Origin of the sequence: Trebonia kvetii, from assembly GCF_007827045.1 — a bacterium.
GTDB classification, from domain to species: domain Bacteria; phylum Actinomycetota; class Actinomycetes; order Streptosporangiales; family Streptosporangiaceae; genus Trebonia; species Trebonia kvetii.
The window spans coordinates 266,184-282,800 of sequence record NZ_RPFW01000010.1 but is presented as its reverse complement, the minus strand read 5'-3'; the positions used below and the strand labels follow the sequence as shown (position 1 = coordinate 282,800).

At 66.4% G+C, this 16,617-nt stretch carries 11 protein-coding genes and 1 pseudogene; 1 reads left to right on the top strand and 11 read right to left on the bottom strand.

All coding sequences use genetic code 11. The annotated features are described in order from the left end of the window. Positions 1-111: 111 nt before the first annotated feature. The 5 genes and pseudogenes from mobF to EAS64_RS39695 all read right to left on the bottom strand — a co-directional run bounded on the left by mobF (position 112) and on the right by EAS64_RS39695 (position 6,440). Positions 112-4,482: a MobF family relaxase gene (mobF, locus tag EAS64_RS39710; RefSeq protein ID WP_187366516.1), complete on the bottom strand. Its 4,371-nt coding sequence runs from the start codon at positions 4,480-4,482 to the stop codon at positions 112-114. Between the two features lie 153 nt (positions 4,483-4,635). Then, the gene (locus EAS64_RS44245) at positions 4,636-4,788 is read right to left on the bottom strand and encodes a hypothetical protein (protein ID WP_187366515.1); all 153 of its coding nucleotides are present in this window, start codon (positions 4,786-4,788) and stop codon (positions 4,636-4,638) included. Positions 4,789-5,123: 335 nt separating this feature from the next. Then, positions 5,124-5,630 carry an integrase core domain-containing protein gene (locus EAS64_RS39705; RefSeq protein ID WP_187365938.1) on the bottom strand — a complete coding sequence of 169 codons (507 nt, stop codon included), beginning with the start codon at positions 5,628-5,630 and terminating at the stop codon, positions 5,124-5,126. A 211-nt stretch (positions 5,631-5,841) separates the two neighbouring features. Beyond that, positions 5,842-6,057, bottom strand: a pseudogene (locus EAS64_RS46520) (IS3 family transposase); the annotation flags it as partial. Positions 6,058-6,149: 92 nt separating this feature from the next. Then, positions 6,150-6,440: a transposase gene (locus EAS64_RS39695; RefSeq protein ID WP_145853611.1), complete on the bottom strand. Its 291-nt coding sequence runs from the start codon at positions 6,438-6,440 to the stop codon at positions 6,150-6,152. A gap of 490 nt (positions 6,441-6,930) precedes the next feature. Between EAS64_RS39695 and EAS64_RS39690 the strand changes: the two genes are divergently transcribed. Next, entirely contained in the window at positions 6,931-7,689 is a 759-nt protein-coding gene (locus EAS64_RS39690) for a transposase family protein (protein ID WP_145851078.1), read from the top strand. Between the two features lie 16 nt (positions 7,690-7,705). Here EAS64_RS39690 and EAS64_RS47770 read toward each other — a convergent pair whose 3' ends face one another. The 6 genes from EAS64_RS47770 to EAS64_RS39660 all read right to left on the bottom strand — a co-directional run bounded on the left by EAS64_RS47770 (position 7,706) and on the right by EAS64_RS39660 (position 16,617). Continuing rightward, positions 7,706-7,936, bottom strand: a complete 231-nt coding sequence (locus EAS64_RS47770) for an ASCH domain-containing protein (protein WP_145861810.1) — start codon at positions 7,934-7,936, stop codon at positions 7,706-7,708. Then, positions 7,923-9,410: a GNAT family N-acetyltransferase gene (locus tag EAS64_RS39680; RefSeq protein WP_145861808.1), complete on the bottom strand. Its 1,488-nt coding sequence runs from the start codon at positions 9,408-9,410 to the stop codon at positions 7,923-7,925. Before EAS64_RS39680 ends, EAS64_RS47770 begins: the two co-directional genes overlap by 14 nt. Positions 9,411-9,904: 494 nt before the next feature. Further along, a complete protein-coding gene (locus EAS64_RS39675) occupies positions 9,905-11,191 on the bottom strand; it encodes a CHAT domain-containing protein (protein WP_187366514.1) in 1,287 nt (428 codons plus the stop codon). Positions 11,192-11,449: 258 nt separating this feature from the next. Beyond that, on the bottom strand, positions 11,450-13,219 hold the full coding sequence (locus EAS64_RS39670; protein WP_145861804.1) for a hypothetical protein: 1,770 nt from the start codon (positions 13,217-13,219) through the stop codon (positions 11,450-11,452). 13 nt (positions 13,220-13,232) lie between these two features. After that, positions 13,233-14,927 carry a hypothetical protein gene (locus tag EAS64_RS39665; RefSeq protein WP_222849952.1) on the bottom strand — a complete coding sequence of 565 codons (1,695 nt, stop codon included), beginning with the start codon at positions 14,925-14,927 and terminating at the stop codon, positions 13,233-13,235. Positions 14,928-14,991: 64 nt separating this feature from the next. Next, complete coding sequence (locus EAS64_RS39660) at positions 14,992-16,617, bottom strand: hypothetical protein (protein WP_145861800.1); 1,626 nt, start codon at positions 16,615-16,617, stop codon at positions 14,992-14,994.

The window sequence follows — 16,617 nt, the reverse complement described above, 5'->3', positions numbered from 1 at the left end:
CGGGGCGCATGGCATCTGCCGGCATACCGCCACCGTACCTAACCCAGAACCATCCGGGGCAGCCCCGACAGGGCACGGAAATCAGGTCACGGACAAAGCCGGTCCTGGATGTCAGTCACCGGCTTCGAAGTCCGGCTCGCGGCCGGCGGTTAGTTCCAGCAGCCGTTCTGATGGCTGGATCTGGGGTCTTGGCGGTTGGAGGATCGGGTCCCGATCAGGTTCGGTCCAGGCGGGGAATCCCGGGCCGAGGTCTTCGAAATCATGGTCCTCGGCGGGGGTCATCAGGCTCTGCCGTTCGGCGAGCTTCGCGGAGAACTCGCGATGCTGGGCGGCCAGGTCGGTGACCCGCTGCTCCGCCTCAATGCTCCTCTCCCCTGCCGTCGGGATGCCGTGCTTATCCTCTGTGACGGGCTGGGGTTCAGCGGAACGGAGCGGCGGCCAGGACTGTTCGGGGTGACGGCGGCGCAGTTCTGCGTCGGCGGCCACGGTCAGATGCCGCTGGTGGCGGGTGGCTTGTTCCCAGTCGGCTCTGTCTGCCATGGCGGTGGCGAGTGCGCCTTCGCGTTGGCGGTAGCTGTCGTGCAGGGCGTGGTAACTGGCGGCGCGGGCCTGCTGGCGGGCGGCCTCGCCGGGTTCGTCCCGCAGGCCGGCCGCGGCGGCTTCAGCAGCGGCACGGAGAGCGGCCAGGTGCGCGTCCCGGGCGCCCGCGCGGGCCCGGCGGAGCTCGTCGCCGACCCATGGTGGTGCCCAGGCGGTTTCGATGGGGTAGGTGTCACGCAGCCGCAGCAGCAGCCCATCGGGCATGCCCCGCACATCGGGCCTGTCGGCGGGGCCGAGGGCGGCCAGGGCCTCGTGCCACGCGGCGCGCAGGTCCGGGCTGCCACTCGCGGGCTCGGCGCCGATCGGGTCGGCGGGGTGGTTGTAGCCGGACAGCTCGCGGTAGGCGCCGATGGATGCGGCGCGCTGCTGCCATTCCAGCCGGGTCAGCGGGTCGCCGGGGACGGGGCCGAGGCCGGTGACTGCCCAGGGCAGGGTGCTGGCGGCGGCGTGTTCGCCGATCCGTTCCTTGCGGGCGTCCATCAGCATGGCGATCTCATCGGCGTAGGCGCGGCGTCCGGGATCGGCGATGGCGGCGGGCTGGTCGGACCAGGCGGGTGCGGGGAGCGGGATCAGGGTGCCGGTGCGGCGGCGGATGCGGGCGTCGATGACGGCGGGGATGTCGCGGGCGCCGGTCAGGTTCCGTTCGGCGACTGCGTCGGTGAGGACCTGGCCCGGGTCCAGGCCGGCGAGTTCCGAGGCGCGCAGTGTGCGCCACAGCCATTTCTCCTTATGGCTGGCCTCCAGCCGGTATCCCGGCGGCAGGGCGGCCGCCAGGAGCTCCCGGTAGCGCTGCTCACGGGCCGGGGCGGTTTCCACGGTCCAGATCGCGTGCAAGATGGCCAGGTGGTCGGCGTCGGCCAGGGCCTGCTGCCAGGCTTGCATGGCGGACAGTTCCTGCCCGTCGCGGCCTAGCACTTCGGCCAGCACACCGAGCGCGTCATCGGTCTCAGCACCCGCGACCGCCGGGTCCGGAATGTCTTGCCGGGCGGTGAGGCGGTCGTAACGGGCCAGTTCGGGGGCGGGCCGCGGGCCGGGCGTGATGTCGGCACGCTTAGGTGACTGGGTGAAGACGTAGGCGGTGTTGCTGTCGGTGCCCCGGGTCAGGGCGACATAGGCGTGCTGGCGGTCTTCGGTGCCGGTGATCACCGCCAGGCCAGCAGTCACGGTGCGGCCCTGGGCGGCGTGGTCGGTGACCGCGTAGCCGAGTTCGGCTTCTTCGTAATGCGCGTACAGGAACTGTCGGTCCGTCCAGCGGCGCTGCCCGGTTGCCGGGTCGGCGTCCAGGGCACGGCGGACGAGCAGCCCGCTGGCGGTGATGGCGTCGATGCGGAGCAGGTCGCCGTTGGCGAGCGTCCGGCCCGGTTCGCCTGCTTCGACTTCGTGGTGGTTGCGGGTGCAGACGATCAGGTCGCCGCGGCTCGCCATCGCGCCGTCGGCGATCCGGATAGCGGGGCCGGGGTCGACGTGGCCGAGGCGGATGAGGTCGTCGCGGATGCGGCGCGACAGTTCGCGGCGCAGGCTGTGGTCGGCGGCCATCAGCAGCACGTCCGTGCCCTGCGTGGTGAGCGCGGTGTACGCGGACGCCGCGGCGTCCAGCATTTGCTCGGGGTCTCCGCCGGTGATGCGGGCGTGCTGGTCGTACTCATCGAGGACGGTGGTGTCGCCGTCGCGCAGCCGCAGGCTGGCAGCCTGCTCCCAGAGCGCGCGGAACCGGACGGGTTCGGCGAGACGGACGTAGCCGAGACGGCCGGCGAGCAGGGTCATGCCGCCGCCGTTCTGTACGGCCTGCAGTTGCCCGGTGTCCCCGGCGATGATCACCTTGGCGCCGTTCGTCTCGGCCAGCGCGATCAGGTCGGCCAGGTCGGGGCTGGTCATCATCGATGCCTCGTCGATGACCAGCAGCGTGCCCGGGCGGATGGGGACGGGGCCGCGAGCCCCGCGCCCGCTGGGCAGGTGGCCGAGGAACTGGGCGGCGTTGTAAGAGTCGGGGATGCCGGCGGCCAGGGTATTGCGGGCGGACTGGGATGCGGCAATGCCGATGACCGGGCCGAGGCCAGCCGCCGTCCAGGCCCGGGCGGCCTCGGCGAGGGTGCGGGTCTTGCCGGACCCGGCGGGCGCGTTGATCACCGACACGCGCCGGCCGTCGGTCAACGCGGCCAGCGCAGCGGCGGCTTGGTCGGCGCGCAGCCCCGATCCGGTGCGCTGACCGGCGGGTGCGCTTTCCGCGCCGCCATGCAGGATGCGGTCGAGGTCCGCGGGGTCGGCGCCGAGCGCCTGCGCGGCCGCGTCACGGGTCAGGCGCGGCGCGCCTTGCGCGGATGCCTGCGCGACCATGCGCTCTTCCATCGTCAGCTGCGCGGCGGTGGCGTAGCGAACGCCGCCGTGCCGCCGGTACACGCTGCGCCCGTCGGCGCGCAGCAGGCTGGACGGCACGGGGGCCGGCTCGGGTGCTTCCAGGCAGCAGACCGGCTCGAACTCCGAGCGCAGCGCGCAGTCTGCCAGGTCTTCAAGCAGCGCGGCCGCCTGGGCCGGGTTTCGGCCGGTGCGGGGCAGGACCCGGCCCAGGTACTTGACTAGGTCGGCGCGGGTCCAGGTGCTCTTTTCCTGCTGCGCCAGCGCGACCGCCTGCTGCCCCGCGCGCGCAAGCGCGACCTCCTGCGTCACCGTCTCCGGGCCGCCGGCTTCACGCGCGGGCGCGTCTGCGCGGTTCGCGGCGACGTGCCAGACCGACGGGGCAACTGACGCCAGCGGGACGCCGAGGGTGCGCGCGAGCTTGTCGGCCCAGTCCGCGTGCAGCTGCTCGGTGTCGAGCGCGCCTTCCTTGCTCTTGCGCGTCGCGAAATTCGACGCCTGACCGAGCTGCGCGAGTTCGCGCTGGGATGGCGCGCGCCCGTAGTGCTGCTGGAACCGCGCGGCGCGGGCGCGCAAGTCCGCGGTGATCGATTCGCGGCGCGAGGAGAACAGCCGCATCATCTCCCCGCTGATGCCCGCGATCTCAAACCCGTGGCCGTCATCACGGGGGGTCCACTCCAGGCCGAACCTCGCGGTCAGGGCTTCTTCCAGATTCTGGGCCGTGATCGCGGCGACCGCGCCGATGTGCTCGTTGTAGCCGAGGGAATCAGGCGCTCGCCATTTGCCGTCGGTACTCGTACGAGCGACGTGGGCGATCTGGGCGTGGACGTGCAGCTGCATGTCACCGTCGCGGGAGGTGTGCTGCAGCCAGTGCGCGACCGCCAGGTCGGCTTCGTGCCACTGGCCGGTCTCGCGGCCGTTGACTCGCTTGTTGTGCGAGCCGGTGCGGGTGTAGCCGGCTTCGCGGTGGAAGTATTCGAAGCCCGCGTGGACGGCCTGCCAGATCATCGCGTCCACCTCGGCGACTAGGGCGGACCAGTACTCGTCCCCGGCCGTGTCGCCGGCTTGGCGGGCCAGGCGGGCGTTCTCGCCGAGGGAGGCGTGGAAGATCGAGATGGACTTCGACAGCGACAGAGTCAGGTCGAAGAACAGCGGGCTCTGCCTGGCCTGCCGGGTCGCCTCAAGGCGCAGCTCGCGCTTGCGCTCGGCGGTGGCGTGCGGCTCGGCGGCCAGCAGCTGGGTATAGATCTCGGCGGCTTTGCGGCCGCTGCCGGGCGGCCTGCCCAGCGGGGTGCCGTCCGGGGCTTTGTGCTCGCCGAACAGCAGGTCGTACGGTTTCCGCTCGACGATCTGGCCGGGCTCGAGGCCGAGAGCCTGAGCGCCGGGGCCCCACCAGCGGCCGGGCGGCTCTCCCCCAGTTTCGGCGGCCTGGATGTAGTACCCGGCCGCGTCCTTAGCCGTTGCTTGGTCGACTTGCTTCCAGATGTAGTCCAGGTCGTAGCCCTTGCTCAGGGTCGCGATAACTGCCAAACGGGCCTCTGCCACCGAGGGCCGGAGGCCACTGAACTTCCCATGATCATCAGATGGTGCATGGGTGTGAGGGAATCGAACGTCATAGATAAATGATGACAAAGCGGGCGATCAAGATCAGAAACTGAACGAGCCGATAGGCAGCAGAAGGGGTTACTTGAACGAGATATCGGCGGCAGCGCGTGCGGTCTCAGCCAGGCCCACACCGCTCAAGATGGTCTGGGCGCATGGGAAGAACGAGCATCCCTCGTGCGCCAGGTCCGCGTTGCGCACTTGATCGAGCGCGATGCGCCAGCGCACCGTCACCCCCCTGCCACTCCGCCAAGGAGAAGAGGCAGGCAGGCAGGCGAGGCAGGGGATGCCCGCCAACAGGCGGTCCGTTCAAACCCGAGTCATACATCGATCGATGCGCAGATCGTCTTCGCCCGCCGTCCCACGGTCGAGCCACCGAAGGACCTAGTGACTCAGATAGTGACTACGACTCCAGACTCCCACAGACCTAACGCGTCACCGTTGGACTGTCGCACTGCAGTGAGCCGCGGCAACCGGGCCCTGTGCGCCTGCATCAGACAAACCAGGGCTTGCACTCACCAGCTCTCTGATCTGCTCCGAGCTTTCCGGACAGCGGATTAATGACTAATTCACGCTGCGGACTGCCGTTCCAGGTATTCATCGTGGACCTGCTGCGGGGTCCGGTACTGTAGCCCGGAGTGCCGGCGCTTCGAATTGTACCAGAATTCGATGTACCTCACAACGTCTCGCCTGGCTTGTTCCCGTGTCGGGTACTGGGTGCGGTGGACGCGCTCGTTCTTCAGCGCGGCGAAGAATGACTCGGCCATTGCATTGTCATAGCAGATGCCGGTGCGGCCGACGGACTGCCGCAGGTTATATTTCTTCAGCGTCATGGCGAACTGCCCGGACGTGTAATTGCTGCCGCGGTCGGAGTGGAAAACAGCGGCAGGAGCGAGCGTGTAATTGCGGGCGGCCATCTCGACGGCCTCCTCGATGAGAGGCGTCTTGTAGTTATCGCCCGTCGCCCAGCCGATCACGGCCTTCGTGTGGCAGTCGATAACCGTATCAGTTACGTGGAATCCGAGCGCGGAAGGCACTGTCGGCCGAAGGCCGTCCTCACCTGCGAGGATTCCCACGTAACACGGATTCTGTGGACTGCGACGAAGGAGCATTCCACAGAATCGCCAAATACAGCCAGCCCTGCCACGTCGGAATATAGGTGATGTCGCCGACCATTACCCGGCCGGGCGCGCTGGCAGTGAAGTCCCGTTTCACGAGATCGGGGATGGCGTGCTCCTGGCCGTCGCCCTCGGTGAGGCTGAACCGCCACGGCCGCGGCTGGCACGGCTCCAGGCCCAGCTCGCGCATCACCGAGCGCACCAGCTCCGGCCCGGCCGGCACGCCCCAGGCCGCCAGGTCGGCGTGGACCCGCCGGTACCCGTACGTCCCGTCAGAATCGTCGAATGACTTCCGCACGATCACGGCGATTATCCCGCGCCTTTTCGCCGTCGCCGATTCCGGCGCGTTCCGCCATTCGTAGAAGCCTGATCGCGATACCTTCATCCACCTGCACATTTTCACGACTGACGGCACGTGCATATTACCCGATTCCAGGTAAGCCGCATACTCCGCGTCGATGAACTCGAATTTCTCGGTCACCGATGGTCGCGGGCGAAGTATGCTGCGGCTTTTTTCATGAACTCAAGTTCCATCTTGAGTTCCCGGTTCTCCCGCTCGAGCTCGCGGAGCCGCGCCCGCTCGGTCAAGGTCGGCGGCGGCTCCTCGCCGGCATGATCACGGCGATAGGCGGCAACCCAGTTGCCGAGGGTGCCCTCATTGATACCGAGCTCTTTCGCCACCCTGGCGATCGGGCGCGACGTCTCGATCACCATCTTCACGGCTTCATCCTTGAATTCAGGCGAGAAGCTCTTCTTCGGTCGGGGCAAGTTTTCAACCTTTCCAGATAATCCATCCTAATGGACGGACTGTCCGGAAGGCTCGGGGCACCTCACTCCGGTGTGAGGTTCGGATCGGAGCATGGTGAGGAGGGAATGGCGGACGGGATGATCGCCAAGCAAGCTACGCAACATGTGCTGACTGAGGTAGCGGTAACTCTGCGGGGGCTGGAAGGTTGCAGCTGACCGTATCTGCTCCAACGTGAGCAGGGGTTCAAGTCGCTGAACCTGGCACAGGAACAACAAATAAGCGGTCTCAGCACCGGACAGGTAAGTGTCGTACTCGGCTTTGGATACCCCGGTACAGTGAGCCCATTCCAACTTGCTTGTAAACAATGAATCACTTTGAGTGATGATAACGTTGTCGTCTCGCGGCGACGGCACTGTGGCCACAGGGTCACGGTTCGCCGGCGGACACGGCGAAGCCCCTGGTAGATGAGGCAATCGACCAAGAACGACTCATCACCCCCAGGGGCTTCACATGCTGTTCTACCGTGCCGCGCTGCCGTTGTCGTCCCGGACCCTGAACTACGCGGCCGGGCTGATCCGCCGGCACCTGAAGGCCGTCGGGTCGCGGTGGCGGAAGCTCAGCCCTGGGCAGCAGGCCCTGCTCGTGCTCGCTCACCTGCGCAAAGGCGAGACGTTCGAGCACCTCGCGGCCGGGTTCGGGGTCGGCAGGACCACGGCCTGGCGGTACGTCAACGAGACCGTGGAACTGCTCGCGGCCCGCGCCCCGAAACTGAGGAAAGCGGTCCGGGACGCCAAAAGGGCAGGTCACGCCTACGTCATCCTCGACGGAACCCTCATCCCGATAGACCGGGTCGCCGCGGACAAGCCGTTCTACTCCGGCAAGCACAAAAAGCACGGCATGAACCTGCAGGTCATCGCCAGTCCTGACGGCGAGGTCCTGTGGGTCTCCGGTGCGCTGCCCGGCTCGGTCCACGACAAGAAGGCCGAGTGGATATGGGGCGTGCTGAACGAGCTAGAGAAAGCCGGGCTGGTCACCCTCGCGGACAAGGGATATCAGGGCTCCACCTGGGCAAAGGTCCCGTACAAGGGCCGGAACAAACCGGAATCCCAGAAAGAAGCCAACCGGGCCCACGCCAGGCTCCGCGCCCCCGGCGAACGAGCGAACGCCCAGCTCAAGGTATGGAAGATCCTCGCGAAGCTCCGCTGCTGCCCCTGGCGCGCCGGGAAACTCGCCAAGGCCATCCACGCATTGCAACTCCACGGCGCCTAACCAGGTTGGAATGGGCTCAGTTCTGGTGTCGTTCCCATATGTCAGCCGGGGTCCCTTCGGCGATATTCGCGATGCGGGCGGTCCCCACCAGGGCACCGACGGGCTTGGTGGCATAGATGATGACGGGGGTCCCGGGGTGAACAGTCGGCCGTTGCCTGCGTATCTCAGCGGACTTGGTGCCGCTCAAGATGGCCTGGGCGTATCGCGGACGGATTGACAGTAGCAGTGCTCGGTCATTTTGGCTCATACCCGGAAAACCCTTCCTGATAGATGGCGGCGAAGAGTGACGGCGAGATCTTCTCTGCCGACCTTAGTGACAGAGACTGAACGTACTCGCTGGCTAGCCCTCGGAGCCGCCGCAATGTGACTTGGTGAGGGAAGACCTCGGTGTCGGCGAACCGCAGGGCAAGCGCTGTGCCGTTCTTGGCCACCGCCGTGACCTGGTCTTGCTGCCAGACTCCCAGGTGCCGAAAACGCTGGTGCAGTTCACCTGGCCGCGCGGCGACGACCTCCTCAAGCCGCGAGCAGGCTACGACGGCTGCAAGCTTGATCCGAAGCACCGGTACGGTCAGCTGCACGTCATCGACGCCGGTGACCAGGAAGGCGACTGATTCCCTTCGCGGGTCTCGCAGGATCAGCCGATTCCACCGAGGCCCGTCGGCCCCCAGCCCGCGAACCATCGCCAGGTAACTGGACTGGCGCTCGCCCTGGCTGCCATGCATGAATGGCAGGACTGCATCTTCTTGACGGGACCGCACCGCAGCCAGCTCGTACTGGGTGTCCTCGAGCTGGGCCGGCCGGTACTCTTGTGCCCGGGCCAGCTCATCGAGCTGAAGCACTACGTCGGACGGCCGCATGACGCGGACACCGGTCGTGTCGACAACGGCAGCCGACCAGTCGATGAACCGCTGATCGCGAGTCGCAATGACAGTGGTCCCCGTGAGCCACGCGGCCGCCAGGTGCCGCACGTCCGATACGTCGCCCCGATCGGCCGACAGGTCCAAACCGATGTTCTGTCGCACGAGGTCAGTGATCTGCTTGGCAGCCCCGTCCAGCGCCCGGGCCTGGGTCCTGACTGTCAGGTACTTGCGGGCGGCCTGGTCCTGCCGTTGCCTTTCCGACGGATCCGGGTGCCTGGCGATCTCAGCCTCAAGTTCAGTGGAGATGACCAGGTCAACCTGATCAGCGAGCCAGTCCCCGGTCAAGGCGCCCGACTCTCGCTGCTCGCTGCGCTGGTAGCTCGATTCAAGATCGGCGAATACGTTGAGGTCCAGCATTACCCGGACAAGCCCAAGGGATTCGGCCGAGGAGAACAGCGCGGGATGCCCGTGATCCCGCCACCAGATCGACAGAGGGTACCGCTGGCGACCGCGCCCGGGCCTTTCGCCCTGCTTTTCGAATCCGAGGTGCGGCCACATCGCGTTTGCGGCGAAATCGTTACGGCACTTGAGCGTTATCCCGAACCTGTCTTCGTGCCGCTCGCTGATCGCATCGATGAGAAGACGAGCAAACCCCCGCCCTCGGCCTTCAGTACCCACGCACAAATGAGTCAGCCGGACAACCTGTCGAGGCAAGGAATAAAGGGCATAAGCCATAACCTGCCCACGATCAACAACTGCCAGCAAAGTGCCCGCGGCGGCCGCCTGCTCGTAGGCCTTGTGAGGAAGGAAGCCCAGGGTGCGCTTGTTCAGGTCCCCTAGAGCGATAGCCTGATCGATCATCTTGCGATCAGATACCTTAACCACGATCAAACCATCGGGTACCCTGCTCCCGGCTTCACCCCGTGTCATTCTTGTAGTGTGTCAACCTTAGCCGGTTGATGCTAGATCTTTCTTCTCGCACTTCATGATTTCCAGTTGCCAGGACTCATATCCAGGAAGGCATATTGATGGAAGTCATTAGCTGAGGCTAGGGGAAATGGCTCGTCCACGATCGGAGCACCTCCTCCCATAAGCCTTGCCCGTTCGTTGTCGCGGTTGGAATGAACGGTAACGAAGGCCGCCCCCTTCCCTCTGCAGAAGCGCGGAATCGGATCAGGCCGCGTGCCCGTTACGTGCCCGATCGGACGGTGAACCACGGTGATTCACGGTAACCCACGGACAAGGAGAAACATCAGCTGACCTGCGTTTACGATGCTCAGCGCATCCGTATCTGAAGCCTTCCAAGCTGGTCATGAGTGTTCGATTCCCGTCATCCGCTCTCTTTCCTTCGCAGCTCACCCACGTGCCGCTTGACCGCCGGACAGCAAGAAGGGGGCGCGGGCATCATCGCCGAGGGGCGTCATCATCAGTTGCGCGACACCAGAGCCGAACGCCGTCTCGACAGATCGGCCGTCGGCCAGGGCCTGATAGAAGCCGATGCTGAAGCGGACCGCGGAATGGTCTCCCACTGGCTGGCGCATCCCGATGACGGACAGGCCTGTTGCCGCCAGCGCCTGGGCCAGGCGCTCGGTACTGCACGCGTTGACGACCACGCAGCGAACGCTCTGGCCGACTGCCTGGAACGCCTGCACTAGCCCGTCTACGGGGATGGTGTGGATGTACCCGTACTCATCTCCGACTACGATGCTCTCCTCCTTGGCATCGCCGTGCCCGGCGAAGTGCACGACGTGCGGCTCGACAGAGGAGAGAGCTTGCGTGATGTCGAGCGACTGTACCGCCCACCGGCTTTCCAGCCGGATGTCGTCACGTTTTCTGCCTTGACTGACGGCTTGCTGGATCGCACGGAACTCATCCTCGACGCGCAGCCCTCGCCTTCCCGGATCGGCGGGGTCCACGGGGTTGGCGGCGAGGTAGAGCACCTTGATCAGTTCGCCGGTTGGCGGCGAGAATCCCGGCGCTGGCGTCGGGTTGCCGCTCACGCTCACTGTTGCCAGTGTCCGATCGGGGTGACGTCCACGCGGGCCGCTGTAGGTGAGATCGAAGTAAAGCGGCACATGCGGGCCTGCCTCTTGAGCGCGCACGTAGAAGGAAGCGTCCGCCGTGGCCCCGGCCGCCAGCCGGTCGAGCGCGAATCTTCGGCTACGTTCATCCACGGTGACCTGGCCATCCAGGGCAAGCTCCAGCTTCTCCGCGTCGCTGCCGCCGACGTTGCTCAAGCGGCAACGCAGGACGGTCCATTCACCGAGTGCCAGCTCGCGCGTCTGCAGTTCGGTGCTTATCCGCGGTTCAGGCGCCGGGGCTGGTGCCGGCTCGACGATGATCTCAGCGGTGAAGCTGGCTTCACGATGAGGCTTGCCGTTGTGGTCCTGGTAGGAGAAGTTAGGGCTCGTCAGCCGGTAACGTCCCGGCCTTTCCGCGCGGACCCGGAGCTGCTCGCAGACTGTCTTCCCCGGAGGAAGCCAGATCGGGCCAATCCGTTCCTGCCCGCGAAGCCGCATGACGCCGGCCGGCAGCCTGATCACGAAGATAACGTTCAGGCACTCATGCGGGCCGCTGTTGGTCAGGCAGACCTTCAGGTCGGCGTCACCGGCGTGCACCGGAGAGATCGCGACCTCGATCATCAGCTGTCTGTTCCGAGCGCGAAGGATCCAAGATGGTGGACGCGGCGGCATCTCCGGCAGTGCACCGCTTCATGCCTTGCCTTCCCTTCCTTCCCCGCCTTCCTTTTCCCCCTTGCCTTCCTTGACACCACGGCGAAGGCGTCGTCAAAGATCACCACCAGGTCTTTGGTGCACAAAGGCTTGCCGCAGTGATGACACACCGCGACGGGTTTCTGGCTCCGATCGTTGCACTCGGCGCATTCCCAGCCCATTACCGCGTCATCCTGTCTCACTCGTCATGGGACTCTTGCGCCCCAGCGTGGCCTCCGTCAGGTCACGGAGCCGCTTGTACTCCTCGCGGATCGTCCGCTCCATCTCGTCATCGGTGTAGGCACCCTTCACCACGATCCGGACCTTCGTGGCCCCCCGCTCCGGGCGGATGCCGCCGCTACGGACTTCCTCCCCGGTCAGGATGATGTGGAAGTCGACGGGGTAGACACCGACATACCGTCGGCCCTTGATATCCCAGTAGCGCTGGAACTCGTTGGCTCGCCTGCCGCTGCGCGGCGGGTTCTCGATGACGTGCTTGACGTAATAGCCTTCCTCGCTCATCGCGTTTGTCAGCGCGATGACTGCCTCGTCGTCCGGGACCACGTCAAAGGTGTCCGCGTAGCTGTCCCGGTTGCTGTCCTCTGCCGCGCGGTCAGGGTCCACGCGCAGCGCCTGGTAGCGGATGTTCGCCAGGCTGATCCGGAAGCCCAGGTCGACCCGCGTCTTGACGCTGGCCGACCTGCCTAGCGCCCGCCGGCCGCCGAGCGAGTTGAAAAGCGTCACTCCGGTGACCCCGGAGAGCGTCCCGCCCATTTTGGCGGTAACTCGCCCAGAAATTTCATCTCCCGGATCGACTTGTCCAGAAAAGCGGATGGCCAGCGTCACGTGAGTTGTCCGGGCCTCGTCCTTTTCCTGGTCGGCGGGGGTAATCCGTTTCAGTTCGATAAACTGGCGGCCTTCCCCGCCCAGCCCGACCGTCGCCCGCGGCTGGGTGCCCACCTCGTCGAGCAATCCCCAGGTATGGATTTCTCCCCACCTCACCGGAAACTCCAGCCGCAGCAATTCGATCATCCGCAGGCTCAGCGGCTTGTCCTCGTCCGGGCCGAACTTGACCCACTGGACATCCAGCTCGAGCCCGTGACGGCCCGAGTCAGGGACGATGGACGGAGTGATCCAGATCGGCCCGCTGGCGATCTTCGGCTCAGTGCGGAGCTCGTAGCGGCGGCGGTATTTCCAAGGGCTCGACGAGGGCGGGTCCAGGGGACGGAAGACCGCGTGATCGCCCGAGTTGCCATCGAGCGGCAGGATCGGGCCAGCGATCTCATCTCCGGTGCGGATGCCGAACGGCCCCGAGAGCAGGATGCGCCCCGCGCACCAGGGCACGGCGGCGTCGTGCGTGCGGGCTCGCTTGCGACGGCGCCGCACCCGCTCACGATCTGGCCCGCCAAACGTGAAGCGCACGCTGAGCTCACCTTTGACCGGGTCCAGGACCGTCCGGTACTCATCGCCTTCGCCCTCGAGGGTGATCTCCCCGCGCAGTTCCTCGGTCAGTTCCACGTCGACCGCCTTGGGGAGCAGCGGCACCGGGAGCGCGGTCCGCGCTCGAGCCACTCCCCGCCAGACATGCAGCATGGCGACAAGGGCGGACAGCCCGCCCGTCAGCAGCAAGATCGCCCCGACGGTAGGGCTCAGCCGGACCGTGACAATGCCGGCTACCGCTAGCGCGGCACCGCCAAGAACGATCACCAGCCAGCGCCAGGTAGTCCCCGCGGTCAGGGCCTTCCCGTGCGCGCAGCCTCCGCAGTGGTAGACCGGAGCCTTGGCGAGGCCGGGACCGCTCCCCTCCCGGAGGATCTTGCGCGCCCACCGCGGCGACGGCCGGACGTGCTTCTTGCAACCCGGCCGCCAGCAGTGGTGGCACAGCGCGAACACCGGTGACGACCCGCACTCGTAACAGCGGGCCACCGATGCGCGCGGCTCGATTGCCACATCCCACATGGCCACCTCCGACTCAGCGTCCGGCTGGAAGGCGGTCGAAGCGTTCCCGCAGCGCCCGTCTCAGCGCGTTGATCTCCTGGACGACCGGCTTGCTCTCCCCCCGCAGCGAGCCGTAGACGTAGAGCCGCAGGTCCCCGCTGGCGACAGCGCTGCGGTAGGTCATCACGCCGTCGACGCTGCGTTCGCGACGGGCCTTGTGCCGCTCTCCCCTGACGTACACCTGGAGGCGGAGCAGATCTGGTCCCTGCACCCGCTCCGCTTTGATACAGCAGTCCTCCGGATCGAGGTCGCGCACCGAGGTGACAAGCGTGAAGCCCCGGTTCCTGAGCGCCATCGCTATGTCGTCGAGGCGCAAGGCACTCGGGATGACCTCTTCGAAGTACAGCCACTGGTACGGCGACATCGGACGGCGAGCGAAGGCGTCGTGGAGCGGCAGCGAGAACTCTGTGGTGACGACGCTCTTCAGCTTCAGCGCGGACCGCTGCGCCGGGTACGGCCGGCCGGCCGCGTCATAGAGCCGAGCGTCCATTCCGGACAGCAAGCGGTTAACGGTCACCTCAACCCGGCCGGTGAGTGTGTCCTGCTTATAGAAGTCTCCTGGGTTTGATATGGACAGCGTCATCTCACCGCTGGTCAGCGTGACCAGCTCTTTCCTGACCTCAGGGTCTTCCTCTTCGGCTTCCGGATCGTCCGCGGTATGCGTGACTTCCGCATCGCGCCGCTGGCCGATCAAAGTCATCGGGACGTCGGACCATTCCAGGCCGCCTTTGCGGCCATCATGTTCCTGCTGCGGGTTGTACCGGAGGGCCGGCCTGCTGTCCGCATGCAGTTCGAGCGAACTCAGCGACGTGTGCGTGGGCCAGCCCATGGAGACCTTGCTGACTTTGGCTTCTACCCCCTCCGCCTGACCGCGCGGCAGGTGCAGGCGGACCGTCATCCGAAGCCACAGGCCCGGTTCGAAGTCGAGCTGGCGTTCGGGCGCGTCCCCGATGACCTTGATCCGCTCCAGCAGCCGTGCCAGCAGGTCCGCGATCGCGTCCTGGGCCGAGAAACGCTGTGGGCGGTCAGCATCCTCGGCCATGTCGGGATCGTCCAGATCCATGTCGACGTAGACCGGAAAGATCCGGAGATCTTCCGGCCGGTACTCCTGGGAAAACACGCACTCGCTGTTATCGATGATGAGCTGGTCGGTCTCGCCCGAGCCAGGGCGGCCGGGGAGTCGCACCGCGATCGGGACTGAGCCGTAGTTGCCCTGGAGCCCGAGCGGCACTTCAAGATCGGTTTTCTCGTAATCGGTCAGCGCCAGGAAGCCGACGACCGCATTGTCAGGGAGAACCGCGCCGTCGCGTCGCGCGGCCTCCACGTCGGCGTACGCATCACGGGTGAAGAACTCGTCACCGTCATAGGGCAGCACGATTTTGATCTGCCCGGCCGGGTCGCCTACCTCGGAGACATCTGCGTTAAGCGAGATCTCTTGCCGGTACTTGTATTTCTCCTCGATTTTGGCGGTCTCCACCCGCGCGCGGGCGTAAGCTGGCTCGCCGGTCCGGTTCCGCAGCGGGGCCGCGGCGTGCATCACCGCAAATCCCATCAGGCGACGGAATCGCGCCGCCAGCCGTTCCAGAATTGACCCGCTCTGAACGCGCGGACGGCTCTTAAGCGATCCGGTGGGTACCACGCGCCATAGTCCGCGCGTCATGGTTCTCACGTTCTCGGCCTCATCAGCTCACCGGATGGATTCTCTGACGCCTCCACTGGTCCCCCTGACGTTCCTATTCCTTCCGCCAGCTCCCTAATAGGTTCATTGTCGCCGAAAACGAAGAACTGTCCATGCCCTCAATCAGAACGCAAGGTACTTCACCATAAAGCGAAAATTCGTTCCCTGCGGCCACTAACAGGCTAGAAGCTCGCTTCTCAAAGACAGAGATAGCGTCTGCTGACGCGCTAACAGCAGTGAAGCCGTACTTCCGCATAAGCGACTGGCCCTCAGGGGTAAGCGGCCGTGTGAATACCGGCTGGGCGGCAGTGCCCGCGCCAGCCGCCGCGAGGGCGTCCACGAGCGTCGCGATAACGCACCGCCGCGTCCATGAGGCGCCTGGCGCCCAGACGATCGCGACGTACCAGCCCGCGATGGTGCCCGCGGATATCGCCAGGTCGGCCGGGTCAAGCTGCGCGCCGGCCGTGACCTGGCCAGACCTGAGGCGGTGCACCGCCGTCGCGAGCAACGGGTAGACGACGTAGTAGCCGAATCGCCCTTCGTCACCCTCCCGGTCGATGACTCGGACGACGCAGCCTGGCGACCAGACGATCTTTGCCCAGAGCTCGGCTGGTTCAGGCTGACCGTCCGGCCCGAGCAGCCGGCTCGACTCATCGAGCAGCTCGACCAGATCGTCCCTGGAGGCGACCGGCAGTGCGGCGCACTGGCTCCAGGCCCGGTGGTGCGCGCCCAGGCTGACGCCCTTGGGCAGCAGCTCTTCGACGCCGGGGTGCGATGCCTGGAGCGCCTGGTGACGTTGCTTCGCAAGTTCTCCGACGGCGGACCATAGGGCCATGACGAAGACCGCCGGGGCGACGGGCGCGAGCGCGACCCGGGCGATCGACCATCTCCCGTGCAGCGGGGCCCCCACCCGCACCCGGCCATGCCTGAGTCTGGCGTCCGTGCAGGCCGCAAGCCAAAACGGAATCGCCGCGAGCGCGAGCCCGATCGCCCACCACGTGGCTGCCCCGCCCGGGGCTCCGGCCGCGGCGGCAAAGCCGGCCGCGGCGGTCGCGCCGCCCGCGGTGACGATCGCCCCCGAGCGCATCAGCATGCCGAGCCAGGCCCGCTCGTCCAGCGCCATGGCGGCCACCCAGGAGGCCTCGACCGCGACCCCGGCCCAGGCCACCGCGATTACCAGCCAGCGGACCGAACCGACGGGTCCCGGCGGCACTACTCCCACCGCGATCCCGACCAGCAGAAGCGTTATCCCGGCATTGATCCAGGCTCTCGTACGCTGGGCCCATCGCCTGGCGCGCTCGTCGTAAAACCGCTGAAATAGCTGGAGCCATTGGGTGGGACGCTCCCCGTGATCGGTGAAGTCGTCCGGGAGCCACTGCTTAAGTTCGTCTGGTGTCACCATGTAGCGACGGGTCCAGATAACCGACTGCACCGCAAAGATCTGCGCAAGGCCGGCCGCGACGAATAGCAGCAGGGAAACGTCCTGCCAGCGACCAAACGGCTTTGGCGACTGCAGGACCAGCGCGACCAGCGTGAAGCTCGCCCCCGCGAGCAACGGGGCGGCCACGCTGCCGGCCGCCTGGATGCTCTCCAGGTACGCCAGCGGTCCGCGAGTCGTCCATACATCGCGTCCGGTCCGCTGCACGAAGCGCTGCGGCCTCGGGTTCGTGGGATTGGCCAT

Excerpts from the sequence above, each read along its gene's own strand:
- EAS64_RS39690 (WP_145851078.1), top strand. The coding sequence starts at position 6,931 with ATGCTGTTCTACCGTGCCGCGCTGCCGTTGTCGTCCCGGACCCTGAAC.
- EAS64_RS47770 (WP_145861810.1), bottom strand. The coding sequence starts at position 7,936 with ATGAGCCAAAATGACCGAGCACTGCTACTGTCAATCCGTCCGCGATAC.
- EAS64_RS39680 (WP_145861808.1), bottom strand. The coding sequence starts at position 9,410 with ATGATCGATCAGGCTATCGCTCTAGGGGACCTGAACAAGCGCACCCTG.
- EAS64_RS39675 (WP_187366514.1), bottom strand. The coding sequence starts at position 11,191 with ATGATCGAGGTCGCGATCTCTCCGGTGCACGCCGGTGACGCCGACCTG.
- EAS64_RS39670 (WP_145861804.1), bottom strand. The coding sequence starts at position 13,219 with ATGTGGGATGTGGCAATCGAGCCGCGCGCATCGGTGGCCCGCTGTTAC.
- EAS64_RS39660 (WP_145861800.1), bottom strand. The coding sequence starts at position 16,617 with ATGGCCAATCCCACGAACCCGAGGCCGCAGCGCTTCGTGCAGCGGACC.